This window comes from Pseudomonas sp. Hp2 (genome assembly GCF_006386585.1).
Classification (GTDB): domain Bacteria; phylum Pseudomonadota; class Gammaproteobacteria; order Xanthomonadales; family Xanthomonadaceae; genus Pseudomonas_S; species Pseudomonas_S boreopolis.
This window is the reverse complement of the sequence record NZ_VAHJ01000003.1, coordinates 763,392-779,840: the sequence shown is the minus strand read 5'-3', so window position 1 is coordinate 779,840 and position 16,449 is coordinate 763,392. Positions and strand designations below refer to the sequence as shown.

Genomic DNA, 16,449 nt, shown 5'->3' with positions numbered 1-16,449 from the left:
GCCATGATGCCTGAAGGCATGCATGCGCCGCGGCGTTCAGCCGAATCCGCGCGCCCCGGGCACGAACAGCCCGATCACGAACCACACCAGCCCGGCCAGCCACAGCAGCAGGACGTACAGGCGGATCTGCTCGGCGTTCCAGAAGCCGGCGAAAGGGCCGTCGAGGAGAAGCGCGGCCTTCCAGCCTTCCATCCAGTCCGCGCCGCCGCCATTCACTATCCACCAGGCCAGGCCGCTGGCCGCCGCGAACAGCAGGCACCACGCGACCAGGCCCACTCAGCGACCGCCCGCGCTGGCCGACGACGGGCAGACGAACTTCTTGCGCGTGTCCACCAGCTTGCCGAGCAGGCGGTCGCTCAGCGGCAGGGCGTCGCCGTTGAGCCGCCAGTCGTAGATCACGCTGAAGGCGAGCACGCGCGCCACGTACTCGCGGGTCTCCTTGTAGCTGATCGTCTCGATCCAGATGTCCGGGTCGTGGCTGGGCCGCTGGCCGAGCCAGCGCGCGGCGGGCGTCGGGCCGGCGTTGTAGGCCGCGATCGTCACGTAGGGCTGGCCGCCGTACTTGTCCAGCAGCTGGCGCAGGTAGGCGGTGCCGATGGCGATGTTGGTGTCCGGGTCGTACAGGCTGGACGCGCCGCCATAGCCGGCCAGGCCGATCGACTTGGCCACGCTCGCGCCGGTGGCGGGCAGGACCTGCATCAGGCCCATCGCGTTGGCGGGCGAGCGCGCGTTCGGGTTGAACACGCTCTCGGCGCGGATCTCGGCGGCGACCCAGGCCGGGTCGAGCGCGTTGCGCGCGGCTTCGCGGCGGATCGTGTCGTCGTGGTGCAGCGGGAAGCGCAGCGCGTACAGGCGCTGTTCGTCGGGTTGCTTGCCGAGCGCGAACACCGCGCGGTCGAACCAGCCGTTGTCGCCGGCCACTTCCACCGCGAGCCGGCGCTGGGTGTCGTCGAAGCGGGTCAGCGCGTCGTTCCATTCCAGGGTCGCCCAGCCGGCGCGGTCGAGCTTGTACAGCTCCAGCGCGCGGACCAGCGCCGGATCGCGCGCCACGGCGGCCTTGGCCTGCGCGCTGTCGTTCGGCTGCCACGGGCACAGCGCGTAGGGTTGTTGCAGGCGGTCGGCGGCGAGGAAACCGTGGAAGGTCGGTTGCCCGGCGGCGCGGCGGTACAGGGCCTGGGCCGCCGCGGCATCGCCGGTCTTCTCCGCCAACCGCGCCTCGAAGTACTGCCAGCGCGAGTCGTTGCGCTGCGAAGCCGGCATCTTGCGGATCGCCGCCAGCGCCGACGGCCAGTCGCCGCGCGCCATCGCCTCGCGTGCGCGCCATTCGTGCAGGCGCTCGTCGTAGGCCGCCTCGGGCACCGCGTCGAGCCGGCGCGCGGAATCGGGCAGGTAGGACGCCACCGTCCACAGCGCGATCTGGTAGAGCACCTGGCCGCGCTGCGCGTCGCTGAAGCCGAGCGCGCCGGCGACCTGCGGCAACAGGCGCTCGGCCGCGTCCGGGTCGGCCTTGGCCAGCTTGGCCAGGCCGTCGACGGCGATGCGGCGGCTGCGATCGGTCTTCGGCCACTGCAGCGCCCGGGTATCGGGCTGGGCCAGGAACTGCGCGTAGTCGTTGGCCTGGGCCAGCTCGGCCGCCGGCAGCCCGCGGGCCGCACTGCGCATCACCGCCGGTTGCTGCGCGTCGGCCGCCGCTTCCACGCGCTGCCAGCGCAGCGCGTCGGTCATGCCACCGCGCGCCTCCAGCACCGCGAACACCGGGTCGCAGGCGTCCGGCAGCGACTTGCCGCTGCTCGACCACAGGGCTTGCGCATCGGCGACCCATTGCGCGTCGGCCTTGCCGAGGGCCTGGCGCGCATTGAGCTCGGCACAGCGCAGGCCGACGTTGTCGGTCGGCTTCCAGTTGGCCAGCAGCGCGCTCCAGTCCTGGCGGCGGGCCAGCGCGGGCAGCCACGCGCCGCGGAACGCCTCGGCGACCGGCTGGCCGGCGTAGCGCTTGAGGAAGTCCTGGGCCTGGGCGTTGGAGATGCGGTCGATGTTGCGCCGCAGGCTGGCGTACTGCAGCCAGCCATAGAGCGGATGGCTGGAGAACGCGGCGAGTTCGTCGGGCTCGAGGCGGCCGGCATCGGCGGCCTCGAGCGCACTGCGCATGGCCGGCCGCTGCGCTTCCAGGTTTTGCGCGCCGGCGAAGGCGGGCAGGCCGGCGATGGAAAGGATGAACAGGGTCAGGGTCCGCTTCATCGCGGCAGTATCGCCGCTGCGCGCTGAACAGGCGTGATGGACCGACGTGCCGGCTGCGTGCCAACCACGTGTCGTTGTGTGCCGCCGCTTGCCATCGATTCACGATTTGTTTACAAGTCGGGTCAGCCGCTGCGGCGCAGGGGGAACGTGGCGGCCTTCCCATCCCCTTTGGAGAGAGAGCCGGATGAAGTACCTGCGCCGCCATCCTTTGAGCCACGCCCTGCTGGGCGCGGCGTTCTGCCTGCCGTTGCTGGCACGGGCCCAGGACGCCGGGACGACCGAGACCAAGACGCTGGACAGCGTCCAGGTGACCGGTACCCGCATCAAGACCGCCGAAGTCCAGGGCCAGGTGCCGATCCAGACCCTGACCCGCGACGACATCGAGCGCACGGGGCTGACCTCGATCGGCGAGGTGCTGCAGGAACTGACCGGCTCGGGTTCGGCGCTCAACGCCAAGTTCAACTCGTCCGGCAACTTCGGTTTCCCGCCGGACGGCAGCGGCGTCGGCGCAGGTTCCGCGCAGGTGGACCTGCGCCACCTGGGCGCCAAGCGCGTGCTGGTGCTGGTCGACGGCATCCGCTGGATCAACGAGTCCTCCGCCTCCGGCGTGGGCGCCTCGACCGACCTCAACACGATCCCGCTGGCCCTGGTGGAGCGCATCGAGGTGCTGGAGGACGGCGCGTCCTCGCTGTACGGCTCGGACGCGATCGCCGGTGTGGTCAACATCATCACCCGGCGCGAGTTCGACGGCGCGCAGATCACGCTGAACTACGGGCAGTACGGCAAGGGCGACGGCGAGAACCGCGGTTTCGACCTTGCCTGGGGCACCCGTACCGAGCGCACCAGCCTGTTCCTCGGCGCGAGCTACGTGAAGCAGGATCCGGTGTACGCGCGCGATCGCCGCCAGTCGTACTACCCGACCCCGGGCACCGGGCTTGCCTTCGGCAGCTCGGCCACGCCGGACGGGCGCTTCGTCTTCGTCGATCCCAACACCGGTGCCGAGCAGGACCTGACGCTCAACGGCGGCCGGTCCGGGGCGCCGTCCTACGACGGCAGCGCCGGCTGCGCGCGCAGCGACGACTACCACTGCTTCTCCACCGCCGACCGCTACAACTTCGCGGCCGAGAACATGGTGCTGACGCCATCCGAGCGGAAGGGCGTGTTCGGCCAGTTCCGCTTCTTCTTCAACGACGACGTGCAGTGGTACCTCAAGGCGCTGGGCAACCGCCGCGAATCGGTCAACCGCGCCGCGCCGGAGCCGATCTTCCTGGGGCCCGACGCGGGCACCGGCAATCCGCTGGCCGACAACGTCTTCATTTCGGCGCTCAATCCGTACAACCCGTTCGGGTTCGACCTGGATTCGTCCGACAACCTGATCATGATCGGCCGGCGCCCCGTGGAAGGCGGGGCGCGCATCTTCGAACAGCGCGTGGACACCTCGTATGTCGGGACCGGCTTCGTCGGCAGCTTCGAATCGGCCGACCGGACCTGGTTCTGGGACATCAACGCGATGTACAGCAAGAACAAGGCCGAGCAGACCAACTACGGCAGCTACAACATCTACAACATCGCGCTGGCGCTGGGCGACCCGGCCGCGTGCGCGGCGGTGGCCGGCTGCGTGCCGCTGGACATCTTCGGCGGCGCCGGCAGCATCACGCCGGAGATGTTGCGCTGGATCCAGCCGGTGGTGCGCGACCGCAGCCAGAACGAGCTGACGCTGTTCACCGCCAACCTCAGCAGCGAGCTGTTCCGGCTGCCGGCCGGCCCGGTCTCCTTCGCCACCGGCCTGGAGCATCGCAAGTACGAAGGCTGGTATCGCCCGGATCCGCTGACGGTGGCCGGCCACTACAACGGCGTGCCGTCGCTGCCGACCTCGGGCAGCTACGACGTCAACGAGGCCTACCTCGAGCTGAGCGTGCCGATCTTCGCCGACTCGCCGCTGGGCGAGAAGCTCGACCTGAGCCTGGCGGGGCGCTATTCGGACTACTCGACCTTCGGCGGCGAGTTCACGCCCAAGTACGGCCTGCGCTGGCAGGTGACCGACGAGTTCGTGCTGCGCACCAGCTACGCGGAGGGGTTCCGCGCGCCGACCATCGGCGAGCTGTACGGCTCGGCGGCGCGCGCCGACCTGACGCTCTCCGATCCCTGCTCGATCGGCCTGGGCGGCACGCCGCCGCGCGGCAGCGCGGCCAACTGCGCCGCGCTCGGCGTGCCGGCCGGCTACCAGCAGGCCAACTCGCAGATCTCGGTGACCACCGGCGGCAACCGCGACCTCGAGCCGGAACGCTCGCGCAGCTTCAGCGCCGGGTTCGTCTGGAGCCCGTGGTTCGGCAGCAACGCGGCCTGGTCGGACCGCTTCGACATCGAAGTGACGTTCTATCGCCACCACGTCGACGGCGCGATCCAGGCGATCGATGCGCAGACCCAACTCGACCTGTGCGTGGACACGCTCGATCCGACCTACTGCGGCGGCATCACGCGCGCCTCCACCGGCGGCATCAACGGCTTCAACAACCGCCTGACCAACCTCGGCTCGATCAAGACCGACGGCTGGGACGTGGACCTGTTCTGGACGCTGCCGGAGACCGCGCTCGGCCGCTTCAAGGTGAAGTGGCAGAACACCTTCGTGGGCCGCTACGAGGCCACCGGCGCGGCCGGGCAGCGGCAGCCGCAGGGGCCGGGCATCGAGGTGGTCGACAGTTCGATCCCGGAGTGGACCAGCAACGCCTCGCTGGACTGGTCGCTGGGGAACTGGAACGCGGCCTGGACGGTGCGCCACATCTCCGAGCTGACCGAGCAGTGCGGCGACGCGGTGGCCTTCCCGGTCTGCAGCAACCAGGCCGCCGGTACCAACACGCTCGATGCGGTCACCTACCACGACGTGCAGCTGGGCTATCGCTTCGCCTGGCTCAACGGGCTGCAGCTGACCGCCGGCGTCAACAACCTGTTCGACAAGGATCCGCCGATCTGCCTGTCGTGCTCGCTCAACGGCTACGACGCGTCCACCTACGACATCCCGCAGGGACGCTACTGGTACGTGCGGGCGGACCTGAAGTTCTGAGGCATTCCGCAAGAACGGCGCAGGCCGCGACGGGGCTCCCCAGGGAAATCCCCGTCGCGGCTTGCGCGATTCCAGGGGAAGGCGAGGCAGGCGAATCGGCGATGGAGGCGGGCCGCGCCCCGCGAATGCCGCGCTTCGCTTTCTGTGGGAGCGACTTCAGTCGCGACAGGGCCTTGCCGAAGATGCGGCCGGCGCCTCGCCGGCCCTCACTTCAACAGCTTCCGCGGCACGCTCACGTCCATGCCGATCGCCAGGTGATCGGAGAAGGCCGCCGGGATGGCCTCGGTCTTGCCGATCGTCAGGCCGTCGCTGACCAGGATGTGGTCGATCGCGCGCTCCGGCCGCCAGCTCGGGAAGCTGGGGATCACGCAGCCCGGCGGCTGCAACGATGTATGGCGATACAGCGGCTGCATTTCCGGGCGGTCGGCCACGCAGTTGAAATCGCCCATCAGGATCGCGTTGGGGTGCTCGGAGAGCAGTTCGGCGATGAAGGCCAACTGCGCCTTGCGCGAGTTGGCGCCCAGCGACAGGTGCGCCACCGCGACCGCCAGGCCTTGGCGGCCTTCGCCGAACTTGGCCAGCAACATGCCGCGCCCGCCGATCCGGCCGGGCAGGGCATGGTCCTGCACCTCGACCGGCTCGAGCTTGCTGAGCAGGCCGTTGGCGCTGGAGGCCACGCCGCCCATGCGCCGGTTCGGCTGGTGGCTCCAGTAATTGAAGCCGGCGCGCTCGGCCAGGTAGTGGGTCTGGTTGGTGAAGCCCGAGCGCAGGCTGCCGGGGTCGGCCTCGTTGAGGCCGACGATGTCGCGCTCGCCCGCCAGCTTGGCGATGGCGTCCAGGCTGTTGCGCTTGCGCCCCATCGGCAGGGCGTGCGACCAGCTGCGCGTCACGTAGTCGCTGTAGCGGCGGGTGCTGGAGCCGGCCTGGATGTTGGCGGTCAGCACCCGCAGGGTACGCGTTTCCGAATCGCTCACGACGGTTCCGGGCTTACTTCGCTCCGGCGGCCCGCTCGCGCGCGATCAGGTGGTCGGCGATGCGCAGCATGTCCTGGTAGCTGGTGCCCTTGACCAGGTACTTGCCGTTGACGATCAGCGAGGGCGTGCCGGTGATCTTGCTGCGCGTGGCGAACTGCTTGGCGCGGTTGGTCTGGGTCTGCACGCCGAAGCTGGCCATGGTGTCGGCGAACTTCTTCGGGTCCACGCCGTACTTGCCGTAGAAGTTGGCGATGTCCTGCACCGAGTCGCGGCCGCGCTCGCCCTTCAGGGTCTGCTCGACGTGGATGGCCTGGTACAGCGCTTCGTGGGTCTTCTCCTGCACGCCCAGGGTCTGCGCCGCGTAGAAGGCGCGGGCGTAGTCGTCCCAGGTGCCGCCGAACATCGCCGGCACGTAGACGAAGTTCACGTCCGACGGCAGGCCGGCCTTCCACGGCCCGATCAGCGGCTGGAAGCGGAAGCAGGCCGGGCAGACGTAGCCGAACACCTCGGCGACCTCGATCTTGCCGGCGGCGGGCTGGAAGGGCTGGCCGCCCTCGATGTCGACGTAGTCGGTGCCGGCCACCGGTTCCGGGCCGCTCGGCGGCGAGGGCGGGTTGGCGGCCGGGGTATGGCCGGCCTCCTGGGCCGGGGCGGCGGCCTGCTCGGCGCCCGCGTCGGCCGGCGCCTCGGGGGTCGCCGGGGCGGGCGTGGCGGCGGGCTGCTCGGCCGGGGCGCTGGCCGGCGTAGCCGGGGTGGCCGCGACGGTATCGGCGCTGCCGTCTTGGGCCTTGCAGGCCACCAGGACCGGCAGGATCGCCATCAGGGTCAGGGCAAAACGGCTCTTCATCGAATGGATCTCCAACGGGAAACGGGATGGCGGCCGGCGGCCGGCCAGGGGACGCATGATGGCACGAGTTGGTTGCGAGTCCCTCGCAACGGCGCCACGCATCCATGCGCGGGGTATTGATGGCGGGCCCTCGCGAGGGCGCCGTGCCTCCAGGTGCGGGGATCTTACTTCCGCGAGGCGCCGGCGTGTTCGCGCGCGATCAGCCAGTCGGCCACCCGCAGCAGGCTGTCGAAGTCCTTGCCGCGGACCAGGTAGCGGCCGTTGACGACGATCGAGGGCGTGCCCGGCACGCCGCTGCGCATGGCGAACTCGCGCGCGGCCTTCAGGCGCGCCTCCACCTCGTCGCTCCTGAGCGTATCGATGAACTGCTGCTGCGGCACGCCGTAGTCGGCGTAGAACGCGGCCAGCTCTTCGGGCGCGACGTTCTGCATCGGCATGCTGTGCTTGTCGTGGATCGCCTGGAACATCGCCAGGTGGCTCTTCTTCGCCACGCCCAGCAGGTCGGCGGCCAGGTAGGCCCGCGCGAACGCGTCCCACTGCCCGCCGAACGCGGCCGGCACCGGGGTGAAGCGCACGTACTTCGGCAGCCGCGCGACCCATTGCTCCAGCCGCGGTTCGAAGTGCGCGCAATGCGGGCAGGTGTAGCCGAACACCTCGGCGACCTCGATCTTGCCGTCCAGCGGCTGGTAGGGCTGGCCGTCGGCGATCTCGACGTAGTCCTGCCCGGCGACCGGTGCCGGGGCGGCCGCGACCGCGGCCAGGGGGACGAACGCGAGCAGGATCATCAGCAGTCGGGATGGCAGTTTCATGCGTGCTCCGTGGGGTGAAAAGCAAGCGCCGGTCGATGACCGGCGCCTGGATGGGACCTGCGCTTGGACCGCCGCGGCGGCCCGAGGTTCACGAGCGTCCGGGCGGCGCGGCCGGCAGGGTCGCCGCGGCCGCCTCGTCGTCGGCCCGGTCGTGCAGGCCTTGCAGGTAGCTGGACAGGGCCTGGATCTCCTGCTCGGTCAGCGAATGGGTGACCTGGGCCATGATGTCGAACAGGTGGCGATCGGTCTCGGTGGTCTGGCCCGACTGGTATTCCTGCAGCCGGCGCGCCACGTAGGCGGCGTGCTGGCCACCGATGTGCGGGTAGGCCGGGCCCGGGTTGCCCGCCCCGGTCGGGCCATGGCAGGCCATGCAGGCCGGGATGCCGCGCGAGGGATCCCCGCCCCGGTAGAGCTTCTGCCCGATCTCGTAGAACTTCATGTCCTTGTAGGGGCCTTCGGCGACCACGGTGTCGTCGGCCAGGCCGGCGCTTGCCTTCTGCGTGGCGAAATACGCGCCGATGTCGCGCATGTCCTGGGGCGTGAGGTCCTTCACGAACGGCACCATCGCCGCGACTGCGCCGCCGGTGCGCTGCCCGTTGGCGATCAGCGCCATCTGGTGCGCGATGTAGCGCTCGCTCTGCCCGGCGATGCGCGGGTACATGTCGACCGAAGGATTGCCGTCCGGGCCGTGGCAGGCCGCGCAGGCGGCCGCCTTGGCCTGGCCGGCCTTGGCATCGCCCCAGGTGGTCTTGGAGAGGTCGATCTCCAAGGGCGCCACCCGCACCGGCGCGTTGTCCGGGACGGGCGTCACCGCGGACTGCGCGAACGCGACCGCCGCGATGACGGGAACGGCAAGGGCAGTGAAGGCAAGAACGCGAGCATGGCGCATCAGCTAAAGCTCCGTATGGACCTGGACTGCGGGCGTGGGGGCGCTGCCTCCGCAGGCGTCCGGATTATCGGCATGGCGCCGCGCATCGGTCAACGAACGGCGCAGCAAGGCGGGGGACATGCGATCCTATGCGGATGTCGCAGCTCATCGAACGTGCCCGCTACCTCCTTTCGGCCCACAACGCCCGCCAGCTGCCGCCCGACGGCGGTTTCGAGGTGGCTTTCGCCGGCCGCTCCAACGCGGGCAAGTCCAGCGCGCTGAACGCGCTGACCCGCCAGAACGCGCTGGCGCGGGTGTCCAAGACGCCGGGGCGCACCCAGCAACTGGTGTATTTCGAGGTGCAGCCCGGCCGCTGCCTGGTCGACCTGCCCGGCTACGGCTACGCCAAGGTGCCGCAGGAACTGCAGGTGCACTGGCAGGCCTTCATCGACGACTACTTCCGGACCCGCCAGGCGCTGCGCGGCTTGGTGGTGGTGATGGACATCCGCCATCCGCTCAAGGAGTACGACCTGCAGATGCTGGGCTACGCGGCCGCGCGCGGACTGCCGGCCCACGCGTTGCTGACCAAGGCCGACAAGCTCGGGCGCGGGCAGCAGGCGCAGGCGCTGCAGAAGGTGCGCAAGGAACTGGCATCGCTTTTCGCCGACAGCGTCGGCGTGCAGGCGTTCTCGGGGCAGTCGCGGCAGGGCGTGGACGAACTGCGGGCGGTGGTGGAGGGCTGGCTGGAGCTGGAGCCGCCGGTGGCGGCCGAGCACGGCCGTTCCTGACGGCTTGATCGCCGCTGCGCAGGGAACCCTCTGACCCGCTTGCGTGCGGTGCAGGAGGCGCCGCGCCATGACGCGGCCTACACGGCGATGTCGAACAGGCGGCCGATCTGGCTGGCGGCGAACATCGCCAGCGCTCCCCAGAACGTCACGCGCAGGGCGCCGCGCCAGGCGGGGGCGCCGCCCATCGCCGCCGCCCAGGCGCCGGTGATCGACAGGCCCGCCAGGGTGGCGATCGTGGTCGTCCGGGAGACCGCCCCGGGCGATGCCAGCAAGGCCGTCGCCACCGGCAGCGCCGCACCGCAGCAGAAGGCGGCGGCCGAGGCCAGCGCGGCCTGCAGCGGGCGCGCGCGCAGGGTGTCGGTGATGCCGAGTTCGTCGCGCGCGTGCGCCGCCAGGGCGTCGTGGGCGGTGAGCTGTTCGGCGACCTGCCGGGCCAGGGCCGGATCGAGCCCGCGCTGGCGGTAGATGCCGGCCAGTTCCTCCAGCTCGGTGTGCGGGTCCTCGCGCAGTTCGCGGCGCTCGATCCTCAGGTCCGCCTGCTCGGTGTCGGCCTGCGACTGCACCGATACGTATTCGCCGGCCGCCATCGACATCGCGCCGGCGACGGTGGCGGCGATGCCGGCCGCAAGCACCGAGCGCGCGTCGCTGCCGCTGGCCGCCACGCCGACCACCACGCCGGCGACCGAGACGATGCCATCGTTGGCGCCCAGCACCGCGGCGCGCAGCCAGCCGACGCGGTCGCCGCGATGGCGCTCGCGGTGCCGCGGTAAGGTCGGGCGGGGTTGGGATCCCATGCAGGCTCCTTGCGGATCGGAGGGCGGAGGGGCGCCGAAAGCGAGAGGAATGGCGGAAATCTGTAACGCCGTTGCCGCAACGTAGCGCCCGCCGGGCTCACGCTATAGTGCGGCCCTTGCGGTGGCGGCGGCCCGTCCCCACTTCGTTCCACCTTCAACCTGCGAGTCCGCCCTTGTCGAGCCCAAGCCACGTCGCCGATACGCCCGTCACAGACCGACGCCAGCTCGTGGAGGTTATCGCGTCCGGCGAGAAGGCGGCGTCGCAATGGCGCATCGGTACCGAGCACGAGAAGTTCGGGTTCCGCCTGGACGACCTGCGCCCGCCGCAGTTCGACGGCGAGCGCGGGATCGAGGCCTTGTTGAACGGACTGGTGCGCTTCGGCTGGACGCCGGTGCAGGAAGCCGGGCGCACCATCGCGCTCGCCCGCGACGGCGCCTCGGTGACGCTGGAGCCGGCCGGCCAGCTGGAGCTGTCCGGCGCGGCGCTGGAGAACATCCACCAGACCTGCGAGGAAACCGGCGAGCACCTGCGCGAGGTCAGCGAGGTGGCGGGCGAACTGCAGCTGGGCTTCCTCGGCATGGGCTTCCAGCCGAAATGGGCGCGCGCGGACATGCCGTGGATGCCGAAGGGCCGCTACCGGATCATGCGCGCCTACATGCCCAAGGTCGGCCAGCTCGGGCTGGACATGATGACGCGCACCTGCACGGTACAGGTCAACCTCGACTACGCGTCCGAGGCGGACATGGTGAAGAAGTTCCGCGTGTCGCTGGCGCTGCAGCCGATCGCGACCGCCCTGTTCGCCGATTCGCCGTTCGCCGAGGGCAAGCCGAACGGCTACCTGAGCTACCGCTCGCACATCTGGACCGACACCGATGCCGACCGCACCGGCATGCTGGATTTCGTGTTCGAGGATGGCTTCGGCTACGAACGCTACGTCGACTACCTGCTCGACGTGCCGATGTATTTCTCCTACCGCGACGGCACCTACGTCGATGCCAGCGGGCAGAGCTTCCGCGATTTCCTCGCCGGCAAGCTGCCGGCGCTGCCGGGCGCGCTGCCGACCCTGCGCGACTGGTCCGACCACACGACCACCGCGTTCCCGGAAGTGCGCCTGAAGAAGTACCTGGAGATGCGCGGCGCCGATGCCGGCCCGTGGGCGCGGCTGTGCGCGCTGCCGGCGTTCTGGGTCGGCCTGCTGTACGACGATGCGGCGCTGGATGCGGCCTGGGACCTGGTCAAGGATTTCTCGCTGGAGGAACGCCATGCGCTGCGCGATGGCGTGCCGAGGCACGCGCTGAAGCTGCCGTTCCGCGGCGCGACCGTGCGCGAGCTGGCCCTGGAAGCGCTGCGGATCTCGCGCGAGGGCCTGCGCCGGCGCGCGCGCCGCAACGCCGACGGCCAGGACGAGACGCCCTTCCTGGACGTGTTGCAGGAAATCGCCGACAGCGGCCTGACCCCGGCCGAACGCAAGCTGGCGTTGTTCGAGGGCCGCTGGAACGGCAGCGTCGATCCGGTGTTCGCCGAGTTCGCGTATTGAGGGCGGGCCCGGGACCCGGGAAAGCCGGCGCCGGATCGGACGCTGTCGCAGGAGGGGCTCCAGCCCGACGGGCCTTATCAGGAGCCGTGGCCGGGGCTTGGTGACAGGGGAGCTCGGCAAGGCGGCAAGCCTGCTTCGGATCGAATGCCGCTGTGGGAGGACTTCAGTCCCGACGGGGTTTTGCCGGCCATCCGTCGGGACTGAAGTCCCTCCCACAAAAAGTACCCAAGAAGCCCTGCAAAAAAGCATCAGGTCGCTTGATGGCCGGGTCCGGGCAAGGATGCTTTGCCCGGTGCCGCGGACTGGGGGATTCGGCAAGGCGGCAAGCCTGCTTCGGATCGAATGCCGCTGTGGGAGGGACTTCAGTCTCGACGGGGTTTTGCCGGCCATCCGTCGGGACTGAAGTCCCTCCCACAAAAAAAATTCCCAAGAAACCCTGCAAAAAGCATCAGGTCGCTTGATGGTCGGGTCCAGGCAAGGATGCTTTGCCCGGTGCCGCGGACTGGGGGATTCGGCAAGGCGGCAAGCCTGCTTCGGATCGAATGCCGCTGTGGGAGGGACTTCAGTCCCGACGGGGTTTTGCCGGCCATCCGTCGGGACTGAAGTCCCTCCCACAAAAAAATTCCCAAGAAACCCTGCAAAAAGCATCAGGTCGCTTGATGGTCGGGTCCGGCCAAGGATGCTTTGCCCGGTGCCGCGGACTGGGGGATTCGGCAAGGCGGCAAGCCTGCTTCGGATCGAATGCCGCTGTGGGAGGGACTTCAGTCCCGACGGGGCTTTGCCGGCCATCCGTCGGGACTGAAGTCCCTCCCACAAAAAAAATTCCCAAGAAACCCTGCAAAAAGCATCAGGTCGCTTGATGGCCGGGCCCAGGCAAGGATGCTTTTCCCGGTCCCGAGCCCCGGGCTTCAAGCCTCGTGGCACGGCAGCTGCACGGTGACCCGCAGGCCGCCCTCGGGGCGGTTGTCCAGGTCGATCTGCCCGCCGTGCGCCAGGACGATGCTGTTGGCCACGGCCAGGCCCAGGCCGATCCCGCCGGTGTCGCGGTTGCGCGAACTTTCCCCGCGCACGAACGGCAGCAACAGGTGTTCGCGCTGCGCCGGATCGATGCCCGGGCCATCGTCGTCCACCCACAGCAGGCACTGGTCGCCGTTGCGGTGGACCTGCACGCGCGCGCGCTTGCCGTACTTCAGCGCGTTCTCCACCAGGTTGGTGACCATCCTCCGCAGCGCCAGCGGGTCGCCCTCGACGTCGACCGAATCGCCCGGTACCAGCCGCGCGTCCGCGCCCGTGTCTGCCAGGTTGTCGACCACGCTTTCCACCAGCAGCTGGAAATCGACGCGCGAACGCTGGCCGCGCCGCGCATCGTTCTTGATGAAGTCCAGGGCCGCGGAGATCATCGCCTTCATCTCGTCGATGTCGGCGAGGGTCTTCTCACGCAGGGCTTCGGGCGCGGCTTCCATGCGGAACGCCAGGCGCGCCAGCGGCGTGCGCAGGTCGTGCGCGATCGCCGCGACCATCTGGGTGCGCTCGTGCATCATCCGGTTCAATCGCGCCTGCATCGCGTTGAACGAATCGGCGGCCTGCACCAGTTCGGCCGGGCCGCTGCGTTCCAGCGGCGGGGCATCCGGATTCCGGCCGAGCTGGTCGGCCGCTTCGGAAAAGCGCCGGATCGGCGCGGACAGCGCGCGCGAGAACCGCCAGGCCAGCGGCAGCATCAGCAGCAGGCCGCAGCAGAACAGCGCCGCCACCTGGAACTTGAACGCACCGGACAACTGGCGGCCGGGCGCGGTGACCACGCGCCACGTGCCGTCCGGCTGCTGCGCGGCGGCGGTGAAGCCGGCCAGCAGCGGCGAGCTGGGCGAGAAGCCGGGAACCGGCATCTCGTGCCAGGGCTCGTCCGGGATCCCCTTGATGTCGTAGAGCGGCGAGGGGTCTTCGAACGGGCGGCCATGGGGCAGGAAGTCGTCCCCGGCCTCGCCGCGCGAATCGATCCGTGGCGGGGCCATGGGCGCGCGATCGCCGTCTTCCTGCACGACGGAGAGGAAGGCCGGCGGCCGGCCTTCGCGATAGAAGCGCACGCTCTTGACGTCCATGCCCAGCCAGTGCGCGATCAATCGTTCGATGAAGTGGTCGCGATGGTGCCCCGCCGGCGCTTCCGGCGGCGAGGACTGGGTGCTGACCTGCAGGTCGGCGTTGGCGGCCGGCATCCTGGTGCTGAGCAGCGCGAGGATCTCCGGCGGATGCACCGGCGTGGCGAAGATCGGCGTGCGCATCAGGATCAGTCCGACGCCGACGCCTTGCGCCAGCACCAGGGCGATCGCCAGCACCAGGAAGGTGCGGGCGAAGATCGAAAGCCGGCGCCGGGGCTTGGCGCCGGTCATAGCCGGCTGACGGCCGGCAGCAGCATGTAGCCTTCGTTGCGGACCGTGCGGATCAGCTCGGTGTGCACGCGCTCGTTGATCTTGCGGCGCAGGCGGCTGATCTGGCTGTCGATGGCGCGGTCGTAGACGTCGGTGTCGCGGCCGCGCGAGTAGTCGAGCAACTGGTCGCGGCTGAGTACGCGCTGCGGGTGCTCGACGAAGGTGCGCAGCAGCGCGAACTCGCCGTCGGAAAGATTGATGAACACGCCGGTCGGGTCGCGCAGGTCGCGGCGCACCAGGTCCAGGCGCCAGCCGGCGAATTCGTACACGTTGCCGCGGGTCTCGGCCAGCTCGGCGTTGGCCTGGCTGCGCCGCAGCAGCGCGCGGACCCGGGCCAGCAGCTCGCGCGGATTGCAGGGCTTGCTGAGGTAATCGTCGGCGCCGACTTCCAGCCCGATGATCCGATCGGTGTCCTCGCCGAGCGCGCTGAGCATGATCACCGCCGGCGAGCCGCGCTCGCTGGCCAGGGCGCGGGCCGCGCTGAGCCCGTCCTCGCCCGGCATCATCACGTCCAGGATGATCAGGTCGGGGCGGCGCTGAGCCATCAGCCGGCGCATCTCCGGCACGCTCTCGGCGGCCTGGACGTGGTAGCCGTGCTCGCCCAGGAAGTCGCTGATGAGGCGGCGCAGGTCGGGGTCGTCGTCGACCACGAGTACGGAAGATTGCATGTCCATGGTCCGTCCGGAGGCAGGTGATGGGGCCCCCGGGGCCGGCGGCCGGGGGAGGGCCGGGACCGGGCGGGAAGCTGGAGCCGGCATCATACGGAGCGGGCTTGTCAATGCATGACAAATTCGTGCCAGGGGCTGCAATGTGTCAGTCAAGTGGGTGACGCCGAAGCATGGGATTCTGCAGGTCCCGTCCCATTGCTACCCCGGCCGCGCGCACATGTCTCCCCCCGATATCAGGCTGATCAGCCGCGACAACGGCGTCGGATTGACCCGCGACCTGGCGCTGATGAGCGAGGCCCTGCGCGCGGCCGGGATGACCGTCGAGCAGGTGGGCTTCGGCGGCACCGGCATGCGGACCCGCCTGCGCACCGCCGGGCTGTGGGGCGAACGCATGCTGCGCGGCAAGGTGCCGGTACAGGTCTTCTCCGAGCGGGTGTATCCCCATTGCCTGCGGTTGGCCGCGCGCAACCTGCTGGTGCCCAACCCGGAATGGCTGCTGCCGAAGTGGCTGCCGCTGCTGTCGCGCTTCGAGGCAGTGCTGTGCAAGACGCGACATGCCGAGCGCATCTTCCGCACGATGGGGTTCCGCACCCGTTTCATCGGATTCACCAGCGAGGACCGCCACGATCCCGGCGTCGCGCGCCAGCGCGCGTTCTTCCACCTGGCCGGGCGCAGTTCCGCCAAGGGCACGCAGGTGGTGCTGGATACCTGGCGGCGCCATCCCGAGTGGCCGCTGCTGACCGTGGTGCAGAACCCGCGCACCGCCGGCGGGCAGGTGCGGGCGGCCAACATCGATCATCGGCTCGAGTACCTGGACGATGCGCAGCTGCGCCACCTGCAGAACGCGCACCTGTTCCACCTGTGCCCCTCCGAGACCGAGGGCTTCGGCCATTACCTGATGGAGGCGATGAGCGTGGGCGCGGTGACCCTCGCCACCGGCGCCGAGCCGATGAACGAACTGGTCACCGAGGAGCGGGGCATCCTGATCCCGCCGACGTCCTCGCGCCGCCGCCAGTTGGCGTCCTACTACTACGTCGATGCGGCCGGCATCGAGGCGGCGGTGGAGCGCGCGCTGGCGTTGCCGGAGGCGCGGCTGGCGGAGTTGTCGGCGCGCGCGAGAGAGCATTTCGTGCTCAACGACCAGGCGTTCTCGGCGCGCTTCTGCCATGCGGTGCTGTCGCACGTGGCCGATGGGGAACAGGCCCTGGACGCGCAGCCCGCCGGCATCGCGGAAGGCTGACCGGTTCCGCGCGCGCCCGCGACGGGCGCCGTCGATGCAGAAGTACGTACGTGGTGGCGATCGTGCCGCCATGCGCCTGCCTTGTCCTTGTTCGCGCGAGCGTGGCGATGCGCTTGCATGCGTGTCGCCCGGCGATGCGCCGTGGCTCTGCGACCGGATGACCCGCGCACCGCGGAATGCGGTGCCGGCACGTGCCGCCGC

General features: G+C 70.0%; 13 protein-coding genes. 4 read left to right on the top strand and 9 right to left on the bottom strand.

What is annotated here, in order from left to right; all coding sequences use genetic code 11:
• Positions 1–36 precede the first annotated feature (36 nt).
• Together FD678_RS12985 and FD678_RS12980 are read right to left on the bottom strand one after the other, a co-directional pair.
• A complete protein-coding gene (locus FD678_RS12985; RefSeq protein WP_140724069.1) occupies positions 37–276 on the bottom strand; it encodes a hypothetical protein in 240 nt (79 codons plus the stop codon).
• Positions 277–2,238, bottom strand: coding sequence for a transglycosylase SLT domain-containing protein (locus FD678_RS12980; RefSeq protein WP_140724066.1), 1,962 nt, complete (start codon positions 2,236–2,238; stop codon positions 277–279).
• Between the two features lie 184 nt (positions 2,239–2,422).
• Between FD678_RS12980 and FD678_RS12975 the strand changes: the two genes are divergently transcribed.
• Entirely contained in the window at positions 2,423–5,299 is a 2,877-nt protein-coding gene (locus FD678_RS12975) for a TonB-dependent receptor plug domain-containing protein (RefSeq protein ID WP_140724063.1), read from the top strand.
• A gap of 206 nt (positions 5,300–5,505) precedes the next feature.
• On the opposite strand, the gene FD678_RS12970 is transcribed toward FD678_RS12975, so the two are convergent.
• From FD678_RS12970 to FD678_RS12955, 4 genes are all read right to left on the bottom strand, one after another.
• Positions 5,506–6,273, bottom strand: coding sequence for an endonuclease/exonuclease/phosphatase family protein (locus tag FD678_RS12970; RefSeq protein WP_218569686.1), 768 nt, complete (start codon positions 6,271–6,273; stop codon positions 5,506–5,508).
• Positions 6,274–6,286: 13 nt separating this feature from the next.
• Positions 6,287–7,120: a thiol:disulfide interchange protein DsbA/DsbL gene (locus FD678_RS12965; RefSeq protein WP_140724060.1), complete on the bottom strand. Its 834-nt coding sequence runs from the start codon at positions 7,118–7,120 to the stop codon at positions 6,287–6,289.
• A 164-nt stretch (positions 7,121–7,284) separates the two neighbouring features.
• Positions 7,285–7,929, bottom strand: a complete 645-nt coding sequence (locus FD678_RS12960) for a thiol:disulfide interchange protein DsbA/DsbL (protein ID WP_140724057.1) — start codon at positions 7,927–7,929, stop codon at positions 7,285–7,287.
• Between the two features lie 88 nt (positions 7,930–8,017).
• On the bottom strand, positions 8,018–8,818 hold the full coding sequence (locus FD678_RS12955; protein ID WP_140724054.1) for a c-type cytochrome: 801 nt from the start codon (positions 8,816–8,818) through the stop codon (positions 8,018–8,020).
• 134 nt (positions 8,819–8,952) lie between these two features.
• Here FD678_RS12955 and yihA point away from each other — a divergent pair, with 134 nt between their 5' ends.
• Positions 8,953–9,585 (top strand): ribosome biogenesis GTP-binding protein YihA/YsxC, encoded by a 633-nt coding sequence (gene yihA, locus FD678_RS12950; protein ID WP_140724050.1) that lies wholly within the window; start codon positions 8,953–8,955, stop codon positions 9,583–9,585.
• A 77-nt stretch (positions 9,586–9,662) separates the two neighbouring features.
• On the opposite strand, the gene FD678_RS12945 is transcribed toward yihA, so the two are convergent.
• Positions 9,663–10,379, bottom strand: a complete 717-nt coding sequence (locus FD678_RS12945; RefSeq protein ID WP_140724047.1) for a VIT1/CCC1 transporter family protein — start codon at positions 10,377–10,379, stop codon at positions 9,663–9,665.
• 107 nt (positions 10,380–10,486) lie between these two features.
• Here FD678_RS12945 and FD678_RS12940 point away from each other — a divergent pair, with 107 nt between their 5' ends.
• On the top strand, positions 10,487–11,917 hold the full coding sequence (locus FD678_RS12940) for a glutamate--cysteine ligase (RefSeq protein WP_256661924.1): 1,431 nt from the start codon (positions 10,487–10,489) through the stop codon (positions 11,915–11,917).
• 908 nt (positions 11,918–12,825) lie between these two features.
• On the opposite strand, the gene FD678_RS12935 is transcribed toward FD678_RS12940, so the two are convergent.
• Both FD678_RS12935 and FD678_RS12930 read right to left on the bottom strand, forming a co-directional pair.
• On the bottom strand, positions 12,826–14,301 hold the full coding sequence (locus tag FD678_RS12935) for an ATP-binding protein (protein ID WP_140724041.1): 1,476 nt from the start codon (positions 14,299–14,301) through the stop codon (positions 12,826–12,828).
• Entirely contained in the window at positions 14,298–15,014 is a 717-nt protein-coding gene (locus FD678_RS12930; RefSeq protein WP_140724038.1) for a response regulator, read from the bottom strand. Before FD678_RS12930 ends, FD678_RS12935 begins: the two co-directional genes overlap by 4 nt.
• A 211-nt stretch (positions 15,015–15,225) precedes the next feature.
• Between FD678_RS12930 and FD678_RS12925 the strand changes: the two genes are divergently transcribed.
• Entirely contained in the window at positions 15,226–16,248 is a 1,023-nt protein-coding gene (locus FD678_RS12925) for a glycosyltransferase (RefSeq protein ID WP_140724034.1), read from the top strand.
• Positions 16,249–16,449 lie beyond the last annotated feature (201 nt).

What these genes read in the sequence shown, in the direction of transcription:
- FD678_RS12980 (WP_140724066.1), bottom strand. Translation starts at nt 2,238, where the DNA reads ATGAAGCGGACCCTGACCCTGTTCATCCTTTCCATCGCCGGCCTGCCC.
- FD678_RS12975 (WP_140724063.1), top strand. Translation starts at nt 2,423, where the DNA reads ATGAAGTACCTGCGCCGCCATCCTTTGAGCCACGCCCTGCTGGGCGCG.
- FD678_RS12965 (WP_140724060.1), bottom strand. Translation starts at nt 7,120, where the DNA reads ATGAAGAGCCGTTTTGCCCTGACCCTGATGGCGATCCTGCCGGTCCTG.
- FD678_RS12960 (WP_140724057.1), bottom strand. Translation starts at nt 7,929, where the DNA reads ATGAAACTGCCATCCCGACTGCTGATGATCCTGCTCGCGTTCGTCCCC.
- FD678_RS12955 (WP_140724054.1), bottom strand. Translation starts at nt 8,818, where the DNA reads ATGCGCCATGCTCGCGTTCTTGCCTTCACTGCCCTTGCCGTTCCCGTC.
- yihA (WP_140724050.1), top strand. Translation starts at nt 8,953, where the DNA reads ATGTCGCAGCTCATCGAACGTGCCCGCTACCTCCTTTCGGCCCACAAC.
- FD678_RS12945 (WP_140724047.1), bottom strand. Translation starts at nt 10,379, where the DNA reads ATGGGATCCCAACCCCGCCCGACCTTACCGCGGCACCGCGAGCGCCAT.
- FD678_RS12935 (WP_140724041.1), bottom strand. Translation starts at nt 14,301, where the DNA reads ATGACCGGCGCCAAGCCCCGGCGCCGGCTTTCGATCTTCGCCCGCACC.
- FD678_RS12930 (WP_140724038.1), bottom strand. Translation starts at nt 15,014, where the DNA reads ATGGACATGCAATCTTCCGTACTCGTGGTCGACGACGACCCCGACCTG.
- FD678_RS12925 (WP_140724034.1), top strand. Translation starts at nt 15,226, where the DNA reads ATGTCTCCCCCCGATATCAGGCTGATCAGCCGCGACAACGGCGTCGGA.